Here is a 15,185-nt window from a genome sequence, read left to right as displayed (position 1 = left end):
AGACGCAGATCACATGGTCAAACACGCACTTATCGCGGCCGCCGCGATTGTCATGCTGGCCGGCCCCAGCTTGGCCCAGCCCCGGGGCGCGGCCGCGCTTGACGCCAATGGCGACGGCAAGGTCACCCTGTCGGAATTCCAGGCCGGACGGGGCGGGCAGATGATGGCCCGGCTCGACGCCAACAAGGACGGCAAGCTGTCCAAGGACGAGTTCGCCGCGATGCGCAGGGGCAAGTCCGAGGACGCCGCCAAGCCCGGCAAGGGCGCGGGGCGGATGTGGTCGAGGATCGACGGCGACAGCGACGGCTTGGTGTCGAAGGCCGAGCTGGACGGTTTCCTCGAAAGCCGCTTCAAGCATATGGACGCCGACAATGACGGCGCCCTGACCATGGCGGAGTTGAAGACCGGCGCGGGCAGGGCGAAGGTCGGGATCTGACGGGTTGATGTGTCCGCGCGCGGCGAGGTGAGGTTTGGCGGCCGAGGGGAGCGATCCCGACGAGGCGTTGCTGACAGGGGTGGGCCGGGGCGATCCGGCCGCCGTTCGCCAGCTGCTGGACCGACGCCTGCCGCGCGTCCTGGCCCTGGCCAGGCGCATGCTCAACGACGCCGGCGAGGCCGAGGATGTGGCGCAGGAGACCTTCCTGCGGGCCTGGAAACAGGCGCGGTCGTGGCGGCCGGACGGCGCGAAATTCGACACCTGGCTGCACCGGGTGGCGCTGAACCTCTGCTACGATCGCCTGCGCCGTCGACGGGAGGTGGCGACCGCCGAGCCGCCGGAGCAGATCGACAACGGCCCGGCCCCGGACGCCGGGCTGCTGGGCGCGGATCTCTCGCGCCGGGTCGAGGCGGCCCTCGCGGCCTTGCCGGAGCGCCAACGCGAGGCGATCGTGCTGTGTCATCACCAGGGGCTGGGCAATATCGAGGCGGCCGCCCTGATGGAGATCAGCGTCGAGGCGCTGGAAAGCCTTCTGGGACGCGGTCGGCGGGCGTTGAAGGCGTCGCTGGCCGATCTGAGGGGGCAAGGGAGATGAAGCGATGACCATGACCGTCGAACGGTTCGCGCAGCTCGCCGAGATCCACGGCGGTGACATCGCGCGCTGGCCCGAGGCCTGCCGCGAGGCGGCGCGCGCCGCGCTGGCCGCCCATCCGGAAACGCTTGACCCCGTCCTGGCCGAGGCCGCGCATCTGGATCGCCTGCTGGATCTGGCGCCGGCCGGGGCGGTGAGCGCCGCCCTGCTGGGCCGATTGATCAACGCCGCGCCACGGCCGGCCAATTCGGCGCGCCGCTGGATCGCCGGCCTGGGCGCGGGACTCGGGCTGGCCGCCGCCGCCGTCGCGGGCGTCGCGGTGGGCGTGGCCGTGGGCCATCAACAACCCGTCGCCGCGCCTGTCGAGGTCGAGACGGTGATCGCCACCGACTTCACCTCCGATCTTTCAGAGGCCCTCGAGGAGCCCGCCGAGCTATGACCCTGTCCCGCTCGCTGCTCATCGGCCTGATCGTCTCGGCGGCGCTGAATGTGTTCCTGATCGGCGGCGTCGCCGGTGTGGTCTGGGTGAGGCGTTCGGCGCCCCCGCCGCCGTCGCCGCACTATGCTGAACCGCCAGAGCGTCCGCTTCCCGGCGAAGCGTCGCCCGAGCAGGTCTTGCCGCAGCTTCGACAGCCGCCCGCGCCGCGCGCCAAGCTTGAGAACCCCCTGGTCCAGGGCGAACAGATGGGGCGTCGGCCCCTCTGGACCGCTGGCCAGAACCTTTCACCGGAGAGCCGGCAAGCTCTGCGCCGGGCCCTTCGCGAGGCCAATCAGCGCAACCAGCCGATCACCCGTCAGGCGCGGGGCGAGCGGCAGGCGGCCCTGCAGGCGCTGAAGGCCAAGTCCTATGATCCCGCCGAGGTCAGCAAACGTCTGGCCGCCGCCCGGGCGCTGGACATCCAGGCGCGGGGCAATGTCGAAGCCGCCCTGTCAAGCTATGCGGCGACCCTTTCGCCGGAAGAGCGAGCGGCCCTGGCGGACGGTCTGGCGCGGGTCTATGCGCAGCGTCCGCGGGCCAATGGCCAGCCGCGATGAAAAACGCGTCCCGGGCGTAACCAATCGGCGCGACCGTGCGTATCTTCACCCAAGAGATCGCCTCCGGAGCCCGTCATGCTGATCCGCAACGCCCCCGACCTGACCGAGAACGACACCACTGACCATGGGCTGTATCTGCGGCGGCGCGAGTTCATCGGCGGGGCGGCGGGTCTTGGGCTGGCGGGTTTGGCCGGAGCCGCCGGCGCGGCGCCGCTGAGCTTTTCCAAGGGCTTTTCGACCACCGAGCCGCCGACCTCGAAGGACGACATCACCAGCTACAACAACTTCTATGAGTTCGGCGTCGACAAGGGCGACCCCGCCGAGAACGCCGGTAAGCTGAAGACCCGCCCCTGGACCGTGCGTATCGACGGCGAGTGCGAGGCGCCCCGCACCGTCGGCATCGACGACCTGATCAAGGCCAACAAGCTGGAGGAGCGCATCTACCGTATGCGCTGCGTCGAGGGCTGGTCGATGGTGATCCCGTGGGTGGGCTTCCCGCTCAAGGACCTGATCGCGTCGGTCAAGCCGACCTCCAAGGCCAAGTACGTCGCCTTCGAGACCCTGATGCGGCCGTCCGAAATGACGGGTCAGAGCTGGAACACGCTGGACTGGCCCTATCGCGAAGGGCTGCGGATCGACGAGGCGACCCATCCCCTGACCCTGATGGCGGTGGGCCTGTATGGCGAGACCCTGCCCAACCAGAACGGCGCGCCGCTGCGGCTGGTTGTGCCTTGGAAATACGGTTTCAAGGGCATCAAGTCGATCGTGCGGATCACCCTGACCGAGAAGCAGCCGGTCACGGCCTGGAACAAGCTGGCCGCCCGCGAGTACGGCTTCTATTCCAACGTCAATCCGGCCGTGGACCATCCCCGCTGGTCCCAGGCCACCGAGCGCCGGATCGGCGAGTTCCGACGCCGCGAGACCCTGCCGTTCAACGGCTATGGCCAGTATGTCGCCGATCTGTATCGGGGCATGGACCTGAAGACGTTCTACTGATGGGTCTCAATATTCCGATCTCCCCGGCGAAAACCGGGGGCCAGATTCAGCCTGAGCGTCGGGGGATGACTCGCCTTCCGCCTCAGCCCAAATCGATCATGTCCAGGGGTTCGATCTGGGCCCCGGCCTTCGCCGGGGAGAGCGGGGTTTGGAAGGCGTGATGAGCAAACGCAAACGCCCGTCAAAGCTCCAAGACAACCTAGTCTATGGCCTGGTCTGGCTGGCCTGTTTCGCGCCCCTGGCCTGGCTGGCGTGGAAGGGCTTCCATGGCGACCTGGGCGCCAACCCGATCGAGAAGCTGATCCGCCAGCTCGGCGTCTGGGGGCTGCGACTGCTGCTGGTGGGCCTGGCGATCACTCCGGCGGCGCGGATCTTCAATCAGCCGCGCCTTGTGCGGTTCCGGCGGACCGTGGGCCTGTTCGCCTTCAGTTACATCGTGCTGCATTTGCTCAGCTATATCGGCGTCGACCTGTTCTTCGACTTCAACCAGCTGTGGAAGGACATCCTCAAGCGGCCCTTCATCACCCTGGGCATGGGCGCCTTCGTGATGCTGATCCCGCTGGCGGTGACCTCGACCAACGGCTGGATCCTCCGCATGGGCCGCGCCGCCTGGCAGCGGCTGCACTGGCTGATCTACCTGATCGTCCCGCTGGGCGTGGCCCACTACTACCTGCTGGTGAAGGCCGACCACCGGCCGCCGGTGATCTATGCGGCGCTGTTCGTGGTGCTGATGGGGTGGCGGGTGTGGGATCGGCTCAAAAGATCCTCCCCCTGAAGGGCGAGGCTGTCGCGAAGCGACCGGAGGGGGAAGTCTGGCTGAGCCACCGTCGACTTCCCTCTCCGTCGCCTGCGGCGACACCTCTCCCTTCAGGGAGAGGATTTTCCGAATCTACTTCGCCGCCACGCTCTTGGCGTAGGCCTGGGCCTGGCCGATCAGGCGCAGCACATTGCCGCTCCAGATCGCCTCGATGTCGGCGTCGGAATAGCCCTCGGCCTTCAGGCGCGCGGTGATCTTGGGCAGGTCGGCCACGTCTTCCAGGCCCTCGACACCGCCGCCGCCGTCCCAGTCGGCGCCGACGCAGACGTGCTGCGGGCCGGCGATCTTCAGGGTGTGCAGCATGCTGGCCATGTAGATGTCGAAATTGGCGCGGACCGGCGGGTACTGCTTGTCGATCGCCACGCGCTTTGCGGTCCAGGCCACGATGTCGGCCTGGCTGGCCTCGTCGCGGGGCGGACGACCCAGGGCCTTCAGCGCGGCGTCACGCTCGGGCGTGGACTTGGGCGGGATCAGATAGACCGAGTTGATGCAGATCGCCCCGCCGCCGTCGGCGATGGTCTTGATGTGCTTGTCATCCAGATTGCGCGGATGGTCCGACACCGCCCGCGCGCCCGAGTGCGAGGCGATGATCGGCGACTTCGACAGGGCGACGGCCTGGTCGACCACGTCGTCGGAGGCGTGGCTGACGTCGATCAGGATGCCCAGGCGGTTGGCCTCGGCGATCCAGCGCAGGCCCAGCGGCGAGAAGCCGTTCCAGATCTTGCCCTTGGGATCGGTCGAGCTGTCGGCGAACTGGTTGTTGCGGAAGTGGACCGGTCCGGCCATCCGCACGCCGGCCTGGTAGAAGGTCTGCATCAGGGTGAGGTCCTCACCCATCGGCCAACTGTTCTCGATGCTCTGGAAGGCGAAGATCTTGCCGGCCTTGTTGATGCGGACAGCGTCTTCGGGCGTGAAGGCCAGCTCGAACTGGTCGGGATGGGCCGCCACCATCTCGCGGATGTCCACCGCGCGCTTGAGGGCGAAGTCGCGGGCGTAGCGATAGCCCTCGGCGGTCAGGTCGCCCTGGCCGGTGTAGATCACGAAGAATCCGCCATCCAGGCCGCCGGCCTTCATGCGCGGCAGGTCGACCTGGGTGCCGTCGACCGAAACGCCGTGACCGTCCAGCATGCTCCAGCCCGGTCGCGCGAAGTGTTCGGGCGTGTCCAGGTGGGTGTCGAGGATCAGCATCTTCTGATGCGCGGCCATGTCGGCCTTGGACACGCCTTCCTTGAGAGCGGCGGGCTTGGGCGCGGGAGGCGTCGCGGCGTGGGCGGCGGTGGCGAGCAGGGCGGCGGAGCCGAGCAGGGCGGACAGCAGGCGATAGGACATCAAGGCTCCGGGATATGGGACGCGGACTGGAACATCACGGTCACGGATGGTCGAGGACAGGTCAAGCGCAACCGTGGTCTGGCGGCGCGGGGCGGCCTTACCGACACTTTCGGCGGCGCCCCGGTCCGGCCTGCCTCAGACGCGGGCGTCCTCGGGGCCGAAAGCGCCGCGCAGCCGTTCGCTCACCACGCCCAGCATGTCATCGGCGGCCTCCTGGGTGATGCTGGAAACGACGCCGCCCAGATGGACGTGGTCGAGCACGCGCAGACCGCAGACGCCAGAGAGGTGGCGGTCGAACAGCGTCATCAGGGCTTCCATCGCGCCGGTGTCCTTGACCCAGTGCTCGGGCGCGCCGGAGGTCGAGATGCTGACGAGGGTCTTGTCTTCCAGCAGGGGGCCGCCGCGCCGCGGATCATAGCCGAAGCCCATGCTGAACACGCGGTCCACATAGCCTTTCAGGATCGCGGGCGGCGCGTTGAACCAGAAGGGGTAGACAAAGATCAGGCTGTCGACGTCCTTGATGACATCCCGCTCGGCCAGCACATCCGGACGGGCCTGGACGCCGTCCGGGGTCGGGATTTCGTCGGCCTTCAGGCACGGGTCGAAGCCCATGGCGTAGAGGTCGCGCGGCGCCACCTCCTGGCCGAGTGCGAGCAGGGTCTCGCGCGCCGTCCGGGCGATGGAGGCGCAGAAACTGTCGGGCTTGGGATGGGCGAGAATAATGGCGTGCTTCATGGCGTGATCCTCGGACCGGGAGGCTCCGGCGAACCCATCCTAGCCCCTTTGTCGGCGCGCCGGCTTGATTGAGGTCATGACAGGCTCACATCAACCCCAGCGCCTTGAAGCTGGCCACGCCCTCGCGTCCCACCACCAGATGGTCGTGAACATTGATCTTCAACGCCCGCCCGGCCTCGATGATCTGCTTGGTCATGTCGATGTCGGGGCGCGACGGGGTGGGGTCTCCGCTGGGATGGTTGTGCAACAGGATGATGTTGCTGCTCGACAGCTCCAGCGCCCGCCGCATGACCTCGCGCGGATAGACGGGCGCGTGATCGACCGTGCCGTGGTTCATGATCTCGTCGGCGATCAGCTGATTCTTCTTGTCGAGAAACAGCACCCGGAACTGCTCGCGCGGCTCGTTGGCCAGGGCGACGCGGACATAGCCCAGCAGGGCGGTCCAGGACGAGATCACCGGCCGCTTGGCGATCTTGTCGCGGCCGGCCCGCATCGTGGCCTCGTGCAGGAGCTTGATGTCGATGGCGGCTGTCTCGCCAACGCCGGGCACGGTCTTGAGCTCTTCGATCGAGGCGCTGATCACCGCGCCGAACGAGCCAAACCGCGCCAGCAGGGCCTTGGCCTTGGGCTTGACGTCGCCCCGCGCGAACGTGCGGAAGAGATACAGCTCGAGCAGTTCGTAGTCGGGCAGGGCGACCAGACCTCCGGCCTTCGCGCGGCTGCGCAGTCGCTCCCGATGCCCCAGGTGATGGGCGGCCGGCGTCATGTCCGATAAGCCGAGTGAAGTCGCGCTGACCATACCGCCCCCGAGTCAGAGGCGAGTATTTGGCCTTAACACTTTCAGGTTGTCTAGATCAGATCCTCCCCCGCCAGGGGGAGGATCTTGGATCAGGCGCCCAGGATCGCCGGCTGGAACAGGCCGGCGGGCGAGCCGGTGAAGATCTCGAAGCCGTCCTCGGTGACGCCGATCGAGTGCTCGCATTGGGCCGACAGCGACTTGTCGCGGGTCACGGCCGTCCAGCCGTCGCCCAGCACCTTCACGGCCGGCTTGCCCAGGTTCACCATCGGCTCGACGGTGAAGAACATGCCGGGCTTCAGCACCGCGCCCTGACCGGGGCGACCAAAGTGCAGGATGTTGGGGGCGTCGTGGAACACCTTGCCCAGGCCGTGGCCGCAGAAGTCGCGCACGACGCTGCAGCGCTGCGCCTCGACATACGACTGGATGGCGTGGCCGATGTCGCCCAGCGTCGCGCCGGGCTTCACGGCGGCCAGGCCGCGGGCCATGCCTTCATAGGTGATCTCGACCAGGCGACGGGCGCGGGGGCCCACTTCGCCCACGCCGTACATCCGCGACGTGTCGCCGTGCCAGCCGTCGACGATCACGGTGACGTCGATATTGACGATGTCGCCCTCGCGCAGGTTCCAGTCGCCCGGAATGCCGTGGCAGACCACGTGATTGCGCGAGATGCAGACCGTCTTGGGATAGCCGCGATAGTACAGGCAGGCCGGGACGGCCTTGTGATCCAGAATGAATTCGCGGGCCAGGGTGTCCAGGTGGTCGGACGAGACGCCCGGCACGACGTGCGGGATCAGCATGTCCAGGCATTCGGCCGCCAGCTTGCCGGCGCGGCGCATGCCTTCGAAATCTTCCGGCTTGTGGATCTTGATCGCGCCCGTGCGGGTCTCGGCTTCGATCTCAAGGGCGTCGTCAAGGGTCATGGCGTACTCGGATTTGGAACCGCCCTGATCCGGAAGGGCGCGGGGCGGGTGAACTGAAGGTGGTGCTATAGCACGAATCTTCAATGACCGCTTCCCCGGCGCCACACCGACCGCGTGAACTTCGGGCATCTCCGCAATGGCGCCCTGGGCGGCCAGCCTCAGGGAGTGATGCGCCGCACCTCTCCGCCGACCTTGCTGGGCTTGATCTCGCTCAGGAAGGCCGCCTCCAGGGTGGTGGGCCTGTCGCGGCGGACATGGCAGACGCCCTTGTAGCGGCTGACACGACCGGTCAGCTTCTCGGTCACGTCGGCGGTGAACTTCACGTCCCATTCGCCGGGCTTGCCGACCGCGACGGGATCCATGTCGTTGGACGAGACGCCGTTGATCGGTCCGAGGTTGAATTTTTCCTCAAGCTTGCCGGTGCAGGCCTTGAAGGCGAACACGGCGCGCAGGGCGGTCATCAGGCTGCTCTCCTTGCCACCCGCTTCGGCGCTCGACTGGCCGTGCGCTCCAGGTCCGCAGGCGCAGAGCACCAGGGCCAGCGACACGGCCGCCAGGGTCGAGATTTTCATGTGACGGCGTTCCCCCAGATCGTGGGCAAGGGGTATCGGATCGCGATGCGATTGCAGCTTAATTCGCCGTCATGTGTGGCGGCGGACCACCTTGGATTGTTCGTCCGCTTAAGGCTTCGGGCGCCCGTCCGACGGCGCCGGAGCGATGACGCGCCTCTCTCCAGAGGACCCGGCGCGGCGATCAATTCCGGGGTCAGATGTGACCATCACATTGCTTATATTTAATTTTCCCCGATTTCAGAGCGTTGTTATCCCACGTTCATGTTGGGCCTTCTAGCTTGGCCACAGGTCGCTCAGGGGGCGGCCAGAGGGACCTTTCAGACATCGAGATTTAACGTGACCACCTTGGATACCCTATCGGCGCTCTACCGCAACGTTCAGCGGATGGCCCCGAGCGCGGCCTTGCCGAGCGACGCCGCCGCGCAGCTGAAGATCATGGCCGATGGCATTGACGCCGCCCGCGACGGGCAGGTCGGTCTCGGCTGGACGCTGAACAGCGCGCTGGCCCAGATCATCGACACCGCCAGGACCACCACCTCAGTGGCGTCGATGACCTATGGCTTCATCACCGACACCAGCCTGACGGCGGCTGGATTGACCTATCTGGTCTCGCCGACCGGCGGCAATCCGAACAATCTCAATTCCGACTACTACAAGGGGTTCTCACTGGAGAACCGCTACATCAACTTCGCCGTCAACCTGGCCACGATGGGCGAGGGCAAGGCCGATTTCGCCGCAGACTATGGCGACGGCTCGATCTTCCAGGCCTTCGTTCACGCCTATCAGAAGCTGTTTGGCGTCACCAAGACCCTGCAGGAGGCCTTCGATATCCTGGGCGCAGATGTTCCTGACGGACGGGGCGGCGTGTTCACGCGGGGCGAGTATTTCGCCGCGATCGGTCATGACGGCGGCAACGGCATCGGAACCAAGGCGGCCATGGTCGGCTGGCTGCTGGCCGAGGCGGTGAAGGCGGGGATCGGGCCCTACGCCGTCGCCAACCAGAACTATCTTCGCGACGTGGCCGGCGACGGCGCTCCGCACCAGGTCGAGGATTTCTTCGCGACCTATCGACCCGGCGGCGCCTATGCCCCCGGCGGCGTGGATGACCCAGGCCTGCCCGGCGCGCGCGCCAAGTTCGAGCACGACTGGAATGTCGGCGTCAGCAAGGATGGGCCCGCCTCGGACGTCCACGCCATCGCCACCGAGGGCAATGACCTCATCAGCAGTCTCCCGGGCGTGGACGCGGGGCTGGACGCCGGTCGGACGATCTTCACCGGCGGCGGCAATGACATCATCGCGGTCACCAACGGTCTGACGTCGGGCCACATCGACTCTGGCGCCGGCAACGACACCATCCTGATCTTCAAGGCCGACGGCCAGATCACCACGGGCGCCGGCTACGACTCGATCGAGATCGAGGGCTTTGGCCCTTTGCACAACCACGGAATCGTCCCGGACATCATTCCCACGGCGATCGTCACCGATTTCGCCAAGGGCTTTGACTCCGTCCACTTCCTCCCGTCCCTGGGGGCCGCCACCAAGGTTGATCTGGTGCTGCCGGCGGTGGTCGGGATCAAGCTGGAGCAGGTGCTGACCTATGTGGCCAGCGTCACGGCGGCCAACAGCAACAGCGTGTTCGAGTGGAATGGCGCGACCTATGTCTATCACCAGAACTACAACGCCGCGCTCGACATGGCCGACGGCCTGGTGATGCTGGCCGGGGTCACCGGCCTGCAGGTCGCCAATGGCGGCGGCGTCGGCGACCTGATCTTCGGCTAGGCCGCCCGCTCAGGGGCGCCAGGGAATGCGCCGCCGCAGGGTGACGGCCTGGGTGGTCACCTCGCAGGCATAGACCAGCACCTCCACGCCGGCCGCGCTGGCCTGGGCCAGGCCTTTCGCGAAGGCCGGGTCCAGGTCGGCGCAGGCCGTCAGGGCGTCGCAGTCGGCGCGTTGCACCACAAACAGCGCCACCGCCCGATCGCCCGCCGCGACCTGCGCCGCCAGATCGGCAAGGTGCCTGGTCGACCGTGCGGCCACGCAGTCGGGAAACTCCGCCAGACCCGGCGTTCGCGAAAGGTGGACGTTCTTGATCTCGAGCCAGCAGTCGGGCCGGTCCGGGCCCGTCAACAGGAAGTCCACGCGGCTGGCCTCGGCGTACTTCACCTCGGGCCGTATGGATGCGTAGCCTGTCAGTTCCGGTATGGCGCCCGCCGCCAGGGCCTCGGTGACAATCCTGTTGGGCAGCATGGTGTTGACGCCGACCAGGGCGTCGCCAGCCTCGACCAGTTGCAGAGTCCAAGGCAGTTTTCGCTTGGGATCGTCCGACCACGACACCCAGCCGCCCTGTCCCGGCAGATTGACGCCGAGCATCGCGCCGGGGTTGGGGCAGTGGGCGGTGATCTCCCGACCATCGTCCAGAACCATGTCGGCGAAGAAGCGCTTGTAGCGCTGGACCAGGCGGCCGCGAACGAGCGGTTGCGGGAGAAGCATGCGAGCCCTAAGTCGGTTCAGCAGAGACGATGGCTGTAAGGGAACGTGGCGATGACGACCAGCAAGCAACGCGTGACGGCGGCGGTTCTGATCATCGGCGACGAGATCCTGTCGGGCCGCACCCAGGATGTGAACCTCAACGCCATCGCCAAGTATCTGGCGACCTATGGCGTGGATCTGGCCGAGGCGCGGGTCGTGCCCGACATCGAGGACGAGATCGTCGACGCCGTGAACCATCTGCGCGCCAAGTACGACTACCTGATCACAACGGGCGGCATCGGCCCGACGCATGACGACATCACCGCCGATTCGGTGGCCAAGGCCTTCGGCGTGACCGCGCCCGAGCATCCCGAGATCATGGCCATGCTGCGCGAGCGCTGGGGCGAGCCCAACGCCGCCCGCCGCCGGATGGCCCACGTTCCGGAGGGCGGGGTGCTGGTCAAAAACCCGGTGCAGGGGCCGCCCGGCTTCCAGAAGGAAAACGTCTTCGTGCTGGCCGGGGTGCCGGCGATCATGCGCGGCATGCTCGACGACGTGGGCCCGCGCCTGCGCACGGGCGCTGTGGTGATCAGCAAGACCGTCCGCGTCACCGGTTCGGGCGAGGGCCTGATCGCCGCGCCGCTGGAAGCCGTGGCCAAGGCCCATCCGGACATGTCCCTGGGCAGCTATCCGTTCTTTTCGCCGCCCGACATCTATGGCGCCAATCTGGTGGTGCGCGGCCGCGACCCGGCCGAGGTCGACGCGGCCGTCGAGGAGCTGGTGGCGGCGCTCACCGAAGCCGGCGCCGCGAACATCGAGCGGATCGAAGCGACCGCCTAAAGCGGCTTCAGATCGCCCAGCACGGTCGGGATCAGCTCCGACACGGTGGGGTGAATATGCACCGCCCGCTGCAGGGTGGTGTACGGCGCCTTGGCGTACATGATGTCCAGGATGCCGTGGATCGCCTCGTCGCCATTGAGGCCCAGGATCGCGGCGCCGAGGATCATCTTGGTCTCGGCGTCGACCACCACCTTCATGAAACCCTGGGTCTCGCCCTTCTCGACGGCCCGGCCCACGCGGGTCATCGGCCGCGTTCCCACCAGGGCCGGGCGGCCGGAGGCGCGAACCTCGGCCTCGGTCAGGCCCACCCGGCCCAGCGGCGGGTCGATATAGAGGGCGTAGGCGGTCAGGCGGTCGCTGACCTTGCGCGGCCCCTTTTCCTGTAAATTGGCATCCAGCAGATTGGCGGCGATGATCTCGAAGTCGTTATAGGCGGTGTGGGTGAAGGCGCCCTTGCCGTTGCAGTCGCCCATCGCCCAGATCCCCGGGACACTGGTGCGCAACTGGTCATCGACCACGATATAGCCGCGCTTGTCGGTCGCCACGCCGGCCACGTCCAAGCCCAGATCGTCGGTATTGGGCTTGCGTCCCACCGCCAGCAGCAGATCCGATCCGGTCACCTGGGGCGCGCCGGCCTCGCAAGTGACGTGCACGCAGACACCCTCCTCGCAGGGCGCGAAGCTGATGCATTCGGCGTTGAGCCGCACCGCGATGCCCTCGGCCTCGAGGATGTCCTGAATGGCCTGCGAGATCTCGGGATCCTCGCGCTGGATCAGGCGCGGCCCCATCTCGACAACCGTCACCTCGGCGCCGAAGCGCCGGAACATCTGGGCGAACTCCAGGCCGATATAGCTGCCGCCGACGATCACCAGGTGCTTGGGCACGGTGTCGATCTGCATCATGCCGGTGTTGGTCAGGTAAGGCACCTGATCCACGCCCGGCATGTCGGGGATGTTGGCGCGGCCGCCGACATTGATGAAGATCTGACGGGCGCTTAGCAGGGCGTCGCCCACCCGCACGGTGGTCGCGGATTCGAGACGGGCATGGCCTTCGAAGACCGTGCAGCCCTTCATGCCCTTCAGCCAGGTCTCGACGCCATGGCGCGCGTTGTGGACCACCGTCTGCTGGCGCGCCTTGACCCGTTTCATGTCGATCCCGACCGGGCCCTCAAAGGTGACGCCATATTCGGCGGCGCGACGGGCCAGATGGGCGGCGTAGGCGCTGGCCACAAGGGTCTTGGTCGGCATGCAGCCGGTATTGACGCAGGTGCCGCCAAACAGCTTGCGCTCGATCACGGCCACCGTCTGGCCGGCCGCCGTCAGACGTCCGGCCAGGGCAGGCCCCGCCTGGCCCGCCCCGATGATGATCGCGTCGAATGTCTGGGTCATTGAAACCTCGCTCACACGGGCAGCGGAGCGAAAGCGTAGAGGGCCATGCTGGTCTCCAGTCCGTCGAGCATGATCTGGCCCGTGGTCTAGGGAAATCGCAAGCGCGGAGCCGGTTCCTGGAAGTTCCCGACCTGCTGGACCGGCCCCCTCGGCGGCGCGGGCGCTGGTAGGGACAGTGGGAGTCGAACCCACACGGATTGCTCCAACGGATTTTAAGTCCGGCGCGTCTACCAGTTCCGCCATGTCCCCGCCCGCGTGGCGTAAGCGTTTCGGGCCCTATTCACAAGGTGGTTGTCCATGTGAAGGCGGGAACGATCAGAGAACTTCGGGAGGTCTCTGGAACGGGCGTGACACAAAATCGACCACAGTCCGTTCCTGTTGTGGTCTCACGCCCTGATTTGTCCCGCCCCTCGTGGAGGGCGTAGGGATGGGGTTCCATGCGATGAAGTGGGCCTTCAGCACGCCCGCGACGAAGGTGAGGGGAGCGGGACCTGCTTTCCGGCCGTGGAGCGTCTTTCGACGCGCACAGCGCACGCAAGAGCTCAAGGCACCCACATCGTCGTCAACTCGATCAGCCCGGGCTACGTGAAGACCGACCTCAACGGGCACAGCGGCGTGATGAGCGTGGAAGACGGCGCCAAGCTTCCGGTGAAACATGCGCTGCTAGGCTAGAGCGACGCCCTGGTGAGCATAAGCTGCCAAGTTCGGTTCCTCCCTGGTAGCAAGCTTTGCGTCCAGGCATGGCGCTTGAAGCCTGCGACCTAGATCGTCTGGAGCCCAATCTTCTCGGCCCAATGACGCGTCCGGCGCTGCCGTGAAGAACGCTTGCATAGGCCATCCTCCTCCTGACGTGTCAGGACCGATGATGCACCATCACACTGCGGGACCACACACCTAGCCAAACAGCGGCACCGGCCCGCGCCCGCCGCCATTCCAGGTCGACCAGTTGGGAAAGATGTAAGGCAGGTCTGCGGCGCTGACGCCGTACCACTGGGCGATGGCGCCGATATATTCCTCGGTCGCGATGCTGGGGATCCAGCGGCCGTCGTTGGCCGAGTCTTCCGGTCCGCCGAAGGTCATGTCCGGATAGCGGCCATGCACCTTGCCCTTGGCCAGGGCGGCCCCCAGGACGAGGTGGTTTGAGCCCCAGGCGTGGTCGGTGCCCGCCTGGCTGTTACCTTTGAACACCCGCCCGAAGTCCGACATCGTGAAGGCCGTGACATTGTTCTGTAGACCCAGCGCCTTCATGGCGTTGTAGAAGCCGGCCAGGGCGTTGGCGAGGTCGGCGTAGATCGCGGTGTGGGTCGCCAGCTGGCCGACGTGGGTGTCGTAGCCGCCCTGGCTGACGAAGAAGGTCTGCTTGGCGTGGCCCAGGCTGTCGCGCGCCTCGATCATCCGCGCCGCGCGCAGGAGTTGGCGCGAGATGTCCGAGGTCAGGGTCACACCCGTTGTCGGATTGACGAAATACTTGTCGACCACCGAGGTCGTGGCGCTGATCACGGTGTTGGCGGCCACGGCCTGGGCGTAGGCCGATGACATGCCCTTGCCGGTCAGGTCGGTCATTTGGCCAAACGACGAGGCGTCGGCGAAGGTGTCCAGGGCCAGTTGGCGGGCCTTGACCCTGGCGTCGGTGGAGGTGGCGCTATAGCCGTTGCGCACGATCGAGCCGGTGGACGGCAGGATCAGCGGCGAGCTGCGGTCGCCGATCAGGGCCAGTTGCGACCCCGCGATGGAGATCAATGGCGGCAGGTCGACCTTGGGCGCGCGGTCGTTGATCCGGCCCATGAAGCCGTTGACGCCCCTCGAGCGCATCATCTGGCTCTGCCACTGGTTCTGCTGGTCCTCGTGGGACATCAGGTTCAGCGGGCGCAGAGCGGGCTGGCTCGTATAGAGGCTCTTGGTCAGAGGCTGGAACAGAGTGCCGGTGTTGAGCACGACGCTCAGGGCTCCGTCATCCCACGCCGGCTTCAGCGACGCGAAGCTGGGGTGCAGCCCAAACGGCGTGCCGGTCAGAGGCACGAGGCTGCTCTGTTGCAGAGCGACCGAACCGCGCTGGCTGGTATAGGTCGAGAACCTGCCGTCGGTCGGAACGACCATGTTCCAGGCGTCGTTGCCGCCGAACAGGAAGACGCCGACCATGGCGCGGTAGGATGAGGTGTCGGCCATGGCGCTGGCCAGGCCCATCTGCCCCATGGCGGCGACGGCGGTGCTTCCGGCGACAAGGCGGAAGAGTTCACGGCGGGAAATGGTCATGGGA

The 15,185-nt window shown here is 66.8% G+C and carries 15 protein-coding genes, 1 tRNA gene and 1 pseudogene; 8 read left to right on the top strand and 9 right to left on the bottom strand.

Translation table 11 applies throughout. From position 1 onward, the window contains the following. Positions 1-13: 13 nt before the first annotated feature. From ACQY9P_RS02055 to msrQ, 6 genes and pseudogenes are all read left to right on the top strand, one after another. Complete coding sequence (locus ACQY9P_RS02055; protein ID WP_421736915.1) at positions 14-436, top strand: EF-hand domain-containing protein; 423 nt, start codon at positions 14-16, stop codon at positions 434-436. 34 nt (positions 437-470) lie between these two features. Then, the gene (locus ACQY9P_RS02050; protein ID WP_421736916.1) at positions 471-1,031 is read left to right on the top strand and encodes an RNA polymerase sigma factor; all 561 of its coding nucleotides are present in this window, start codon (positions 471-473) and stop codon (positions 1,029-1,031) included. 4 nt (positions 1,032-1,035) lie between these two features. Further along, positions 1,036-1,467, top strand: coding sequence for a hypothetical protein (locus ACQY9P_RS02045; RefSeq protein WP_421736917.1), 432 nt, complete (start codon positions 1,036-1,038; stop codon positions 1,465-1,467). Beyond that, entirely contained in the window at positions 1,464-2,063 is a 600-nt protein-coding gene (locus tag ACQY9P_RS02040; protein WP_421736918.1) for a periplasmic heavy metal sensor, read from the top strand. Before ACQY9P_RS02045 ends, ACQY9P_RS02040 begins: the two co-directional genes overlap by 4 nt. Positions 2,064-2,138: 75 nt before the next feature. Then, positions 2,139-3,059: a protein-methionine-sulfoxide reductase catalytic subunit MsrP gene (gene msrP / locus ACQY9P_RS02035; protein ID WP_421736919.1), complete on the top strand. Its 921-nt coding sequence runs from the start codon at positions 2,139-2,141 to the stop codon at positions 3,057-3,059. 9 nt (positions 3,060-3,068) lie between these two features. Beyond that, positions 3,069-3,834 (top strand): annotated as a pseudogene (gene msrQ / locus ACQY9P_RS02030) (protein-methionine-sulfoxide reductase heme-binding subunit MsrQ). Positions 3,835-3,948: 114 nt separating this feature from the next. On the opposite strand, the gene ACQY9P_RS02025 reads toward msrQ, so the two are convergent. The 5 genes from ACQY9P_RS02025 to ACQY9P_RS02005 form a co-directional block, all read right to left on the bottom strand. Next, positions 3,949-5,205 carry a dipeptidase gene (locus ACQY9P_RS02025; RefSeq protein ID WP_421736920.1) on the bottom strand — a complete coding sequence of 419 codons (1,257 nt, stop codon included), beginning with the start codon at positions 5,203-5,205 and terminating at the stop codon, positions 3,949-3,951. A gap of 135 nt (positions 5,206-5,340) precedes the next feature. After that, on the bottom strand, positions 5,341-5,940 hold the full coding sequence (locus ACQY9P_RS02020) for an NAD(P)H-dependent oxidoreductase (protein ID WP_421736921.1): 600 nt from the start codon (positions 5,938-5,940) through the stop codon (positions 5,341-5,343). An 85-nt stretch (positions 5,941-6,025) separates the two neighbouring features. Further along, on the bottom strand, positions 6,026-6,739 hold the full coding sequence (radC, locus tag ACQY9P_RS02015; protein ID WP_421736922.1) for a RadC family protein: 714 nt from the start codon (positions 6,737-6,739) through the stop codon (positions 6,026-6,028). Positions 6,740-6,828: 89 nt separating this feature from the next. Beyond that, positions 6,829-7,659, bottom strand: a complete 831-nt coding sequence (gene map / locus ACQY9P_RS02010) for a type I methionyl aminopeptidase (protein ID WP_421736923.1) — start codon at positions 7,657-7,659, stop codon at positions 6,829-6,831. A 158-nt stretch (positions 7,660-7,817) separates the two neighbouring features. Next, positions 7,818-8,231: a hypothetical protein gene (locus ACQY9P_RS02005; protein ID WP_421736924.1), complete on the bottom strand. Its 414-nt coding sequence runs from the start codon at positions 8,229-8,231 to the stop codon at positions 7,818-7,820. 336 nt (positions 8,232-8,567) lie between these two features. Here ACQY9P_RS02005 and ACQY9P_RS02000 point away from each other — a divergent pair, with 336 nt between their 5' ends. Beyond that, a complete protein-coding gene (locus tag ACQY9P_RS02000; RefSeq protein WP_421736925.1) occupies positions 8,568-10,010 on the top strand; it encodes a hypothetical protein in 1,443 nt (480 codons plus the stop codon). A gap of 9 nt (positions 10,011-10,019) precedes the next feature. On the opposite strand, the gene sfsA is transcribed toward ACQY9P_RS02000, so the two are convergent. Beyond that, complete coding sequence (gene sfsA / locus ACQY9P_RS01995) at positions 10,020-10,721, bottom strand: DNA/RNA nuclease SfsA (RefSeq protein ID WP_421736926.1); 702 nt, start codon at positions 10,719-10,721, stop codon at positions 10,020-10,022. A 51-nt stretch (positions 10,722-10,772) separates the two neighbouring features. On the opposite strand from sfsA, the gene ACQY9P_RS01990 reads away from it, so the two are divergent. Continuing rightward, positions 10,773-11,540 (top strand): competence/damage-inducible protein A, encoded by a 768-nt coding sequence (locus ACQY9P_RS01990; protein WP_421736927.1) that lies wholly within the window; start codon positions 10,773-10,775, stop codon positions 11,538-11,540. On the opposite strand, the gene ACQY9P_RS01985 is transcribed toward ACQY9P_RS01990, so the two are convergent. The 3 genes from ACQY9P_RS01985 to ACQY9P_RS01975 all read right to left on the bottom strand — a co-directional run bounded on the left by ACQY9P_RS01985 (position 11,537) and on the right by ACQY9P_RS01975 (position 15,181). Next, entirely contained in the window at positions 11,537-12,928 is a 1,392-nt protein-coding gene (locus ACQY9P_RS01985; protein WP_421736928.1) for an FAD-containing oxidoreductase, read from the bottom strand. The two genes, ACQY9P_RS01990 and ACQY9P_RS01985, sit on opposite strands and share 4 nt — an antisense overlap. A 164-nt stretch (positions 12,929-13,092) precedes the next feature. Beyond that, positions 13,093-13,177, bottom strand: a tRNA-Leu gene (locus ACQY9P_RS01980). A 645-nt stretch (positions 13,178-13,822) separates the two neighbouring features. Further along, positions 13,823-15,181, bottom strand: a complete 1,359-nt coding sequence (locus ACQY9P_RS01975; RefSeq protein WP_421736929.1) for a DUF1501 domain-containing protein — start codon at positions 15,179-15,181, stop codon at positions 13,823-13,825. Positions 15,182-15,185 lie beyond the last annotated feature (4 nt).

The organism is Caulobacter sp. (assembly GCF_965279145.1).
Lineage (GTDB): Bacteria > Pseudomonadota > Alphaproteobacteria > Caulobacterales > Caulobacteraceae > Caulobacter.
This window is presented reverse-complemented; position numbering and strand designations above follow the sequence as displayed.

Excerpts from the sequence above, each read along its gene's own strand:
- ACQY9P_RS02055 (WP_421736915.1), top strand. The coding sequence starts at position 14 with ATGGTCAAACACGCACTTATCGCGGCCGCCGCGATTGTCATGCTGGCC.
- ACQY9P_RS02045 (WP_421736917.1), top strand. The coding sequence starts at position 1,036 with ATGACCATGACCGTCGAACGGTTCGCGCAGCTCGCCGAGATCCACGGC.
- ACQY9P_RS02040 (WP_421736918.1), top strand. The coding sequence starts at position 1,464 with ATGACCCTGTCCCGCTCGCTGCTCATCGGCCTGATCGTCTCGGCGGCG.
- msrP (WP_421736919.1), top strand. The coding sequence starts at position 2,139 with ATGCTGATCCGCAACGCCCCCGACCTGACCGAGAACGACACCACTGAC.
- ACQY9P_RS02025 (WP_421736920.1), bottom strand. The coding sequence starts at position 5,205 with ATGTCCTATCGCCTGCTGTCCGCCCTGCTCGGCTCCGCCGCCCTGCTC.
- ACQY9P_RS02020 (WP_421736921.1), bottom strand. The coding sequence starts at position 5,940 with ATGAAGCACGCCATTATTCTCGCCCATCCCAAGCCCGACAGTTTCTGC.
- radC (WP_421736922.1), bottom strand. The coding sequence starts at position 6,739 with ATGGTCAGCGCGACTTCACTCGGCTTATCGGACATGACGCCGGCCGCC.
- map (WP_421736923.1), bottom strand. The coding sequence starts at position 7,659 with ATGACCCTTGACGACGCCCTTGAGATCGAAGCCGAGACCCGCACGGGC.
- ACQY9P_RS02005 (WP_421736924.1), bottom strand. The coding sequence starts at position 8,231 with ATGAAAATCTCGACCCTGGCGGCCGTGTCGCTGGCCCTGGTGCTCTGC.
- sfsA (WP_421736926.1), bottom strand. The coding sequence starts at position 10,721 with ATGCTTCTCCCGCAACCGCTCGTTCGCGGCCGCCTGGTCCAGCGCTAC.
- ACQY9P_RS01990 (WP_421736927.1), top strand. The coding sequence starts at position 10,773 with ATGACGACCAGCAAGCAACGCGTGACGGCGGCGGTTCTGATCATCGGC.
- ACQY9P_RS01985 (WP_421736928.1), bottom strand. The coding sequence starts at position 12,928 with ATGACCCAGACATTCGACGCGATCATCATCGGGGCGGGCCAGGCGGGG.
- ACQY9P_RS01975 (WP_421736929.1), bottom strand. The coding sequence starts at position 15,181 with ATGACCATTTCCCGCCGTGAACTCTTCCGCCTTGTCGCCGGAAGCACC.